The sequence below is a fragment of the Pseudomonas mandelii genome, from assembly GCF_006438925.1.
In the GTDB taxonomy this organism is placed as follows: domain Bacteria; phylum Pseudomonadota; class Gammaproteobacteria; order Pseudomonadales; family Pseudomonadaceae; genus Aquipseudomonas; species Aquipseudomonas mandelii_C.
Map to the genome: position 1 here is coordinate 1 of NZ_RCZA01000034.1, position 2681 is coordinate 2681.

Sequence of the window (2681 nt, forward strand, 5' to 3'; positions counted from 1 at the left end):
TCCTTTTGCACCACAGAATTATCAACTATGGACAGTACTCGATCGTATAACTGCTCCCTAATTCTTGTTGCAATTCGTCGGCTAACTTTTTCCCTTCTGCGACATGTCGAAACTTTTCTTCAGGGGAGCCAAACCCAGAATCGGGCGGGTAGTCGTCGTCAAACGTTGCTTGATACTCACAGTCCCATTCGCTAATTTTTATTTTCAGCCCTTGAGAAATGGGCAAATCATCAATATCAATGTGCCCCATCCTATCCGGGTCCGGACAGAAAATCGGCCCAGCTGAATATTCACTGGCTATTCTTAGCTTCATCATGGCACCAGTTTCCAAGAGCTAACCGGATTCGCGCGAACCACGAAGCCGTTTGAGCCAACCCCAATTGCGATATTTTGCTCAACACCATTTTGTGTTATGCGATATACATTTGCTGAGCCGCTTGTCCCAACAATTTCTCCACGTTCAAGAGCATTCATTACAACCGTTGGGATTTCGGCACGCGAGATTCCTTTGCTGGCAAAGTCGACTTCGTGTCGCACGTAAATATGCTCCAGCCCGGCAGCATCGCTGCCTTCTTCTAGCCATACGGTTCGGCCATCCGACAACTTACGAATATCGACCACTTTTTCAGGAGTGATTTTCGTGCCCGGAGGCAAGCCAGAAATCAACGCCTCCCTCGTCAAAGACGAGCTCGGAACTCCTTTTGCACCNTTATGCGATATACATTTGCTGAGCCGCTTGTCCCAACAATTTCTCCACGTTCAAGAGCATTCATTACAACCGTTGGGATTTCGGCACGCGAGATTCCTTTGCTGGCAAAGTCGACTTCGTGTCGCACGTAAATATGCTCCAGCCCGGCAGCATCGCTGCCTTCTTCTAGCCATACGGTTCGGCCATCCGACAACTTACGAATATCGACCACTTTTTCAGGAGTGATTTTCGTGCCCGGAGGCAAGCCAGAAATCAACGCCTCCCTCGTCAAAGACGAGCTCGGAACTCCTTTTGCACCGATACCGGTAGAGGGCTTTACACCAGCCAAACCACCATCAATCGCGAGCCCGAGGCCAACGCCAACCGCTGTTGCTGCAGATTCATTACCTCTAATAACATCCGCACCACCGCCCTGCATGATGTGTAGGTTGTCCAAATACCCTTTTAAACGCAACTCTTCTGGCAAGCTCAGGATCGAATTCCAGGCGTTTTCGATATCGTCAGCAGCGCAGCTCGGGCAATTGGCCGCGCCCATTGCCCACAGCGCTGTTTTCGATGCACCGCTAGCCGCTCCCTCCAGCGCCAAGACAAAGCCTTCTTGGCTGCCCTCTCCTTTGGCATTTAACACTTCTTGCATGTATTTAGCGTCTGTTCGGTACTCGAGCGGATCGACCAAAGCGACGTTTTTCAGGACCTTCTCCAAGGAGGTTCTATCCTTGAACAACTCCACTAAACCCATACGTTCATTGTTGTAGTCGGCCAACGAAACTTGAAACAGGTGATCATTTTTGGCTTGAGTCAACTCTGTTCTGAGGAAACCTGCCGCTTTAGTGGTGTTGCCATCCTCCTCACTGAGGACACTGTTCCAACCGCGATCAACCATTGCCGCTGCTGTGCGTAAGAGTTCTTGCTGGGCCTCCTCAATGGTCAGTCCGTTTTCACCAGCAAAGCGCTTTACACGCTCATCGTCGCTAGCAAACTCAATTTCATCGGGATGCAACTGGCGGTTGTATAACGTCCCGTTCTGCGCAACCCATGCTCCCGTTTGCAGCTTTTCGGTATCGGCATCAGGGTCTTGTACCGCAGTCGCCAGCACGCCGATCAGTTGCGAGTTCATGGCCAGCAGCCGATCCCTATCCGCTTTCGGCATCCCTGCATAGACCGAGGCTAGATCGTCGACCAGAGCTTCGTTGACCCCTGCCGCCAACGCGCCCGTTTTGAAATCACCGCCCGCAGCGAGCGACGCCAAGCCCCCCATCACCGCGTGCAGGCCGATTTTGGCGAGACCTCCGTTTGGCAAGCTGTTCTCTACGCTGATGTCTCCCACCAGGTTGAAGCCATAGGCAGCAAATGCATTCACCAGACTGCTTTGCAAGGCATCACCAAGGCTGCCGTCGCGACCCAATGCTTTATTGAGCAGCGCAGAGGTGCTGTTTTGCAGTGCCTGGTTCGCTGTGAACTGGGCGATACCTTCCAGGCTGCTCAACCCGCCGGGAACCACGACCTTGCCCGTGTTAGCCAAAACCCCATTGGTGGAGTCAGTCAACGCGGTGCCTGTCTCTGTGCTGGTACTGGTACTGGTCCAATCGTTGAACAGACCGGTGGTAAGACCCGCCACGGCGCCGGCAACGATGTAGTTTTTCATGCTGTTGGCGCTGAAGGTTTCTTTGACGACCGCGCCAAGATTGCCTTTATTGTTGATGGTACTGACCGTGGCCGTACTGGCTGCGGAGGTGAGCATGGCGGTGAGGGCAGCGTTCGCCCAACCAGCGGCGACAGCTTGCGTCGCTGCGGTCGTTGCAGTCGCTGCGGTCGCTGCAGCGCCGGCTGCGAATGCGCTGCCCGCCCCTGCGTTTGCGGCAGAAGCCACGAAACCGGAGGCTGCACCGGCCGTGAAGTAGGTGACGATGATGATGATAATGATCATCGCCGGGCCACCCAGCCCGGAATGGCTTTCATCCCAGCTGTCATG

General features: G+C 53.8%; 3 protein-coding genes. All 3 read right to left on the reverse strand.

Going from position 1 to position 2681, the window contains the following annotated elements; all coding sequences use genetic code 11:
• Positions 1–25: 25 nt before the first annotated feature.
• Genes EAH74_RS32865 through EAH74_RS32875 form a run of 3 tightly spaced genes read right to left on the reverse strand, consistent with a single transcriptional unit; the run spans position 26 to position 2636 of the window.
• The gene (locus tag EAH74_RS32865; RefSeq protein WP_140684566.1) at positions 26–316 is read right to left on the reverse strand and encodes a hypothetical protein; all 291 of its coding nucleotides are present in this window, start codon (positions 314–316) and stop codon (positions 26–28) included.
• The gene (locus tag EAH74_RS32870) at positions 313–666 is read right to left on the reverse strand and encodes a hypothetical protein (protein WP_140684568.1); all 354 of its coding nucleotides are present in this window, start codon (positions 664–666) and stop codon (positions 313–315) included. Before EAH74_RS32870 ends, EAH74_RS32865 begins: the two co-directional genes overlap by 4 nt.
• A gap of 11 nt (positions 667–677) precedes the next feature.
• Positions 678–2636, reverse strand: a complete 1959-nt coding sequence (locus tag EAH74_RS32875) for a DUF637 domain-containing protein (protein ID WP_430539824.1) — start codon at positions 2634–2636, stop codon at positions 678–680.
• Positions 2637–2681: the final 45 nt, after the last annotated feature.

Excerpts from the sequence above, each read along its gene's own strand:
- EAH74_RS32865 (WP_140684566.1), bottom strand. The coding sequence starts at position 316 with ATGATGAAGCTAAGAATAGCCAGTGAATATTCAGCTGGGCCGATTTTC.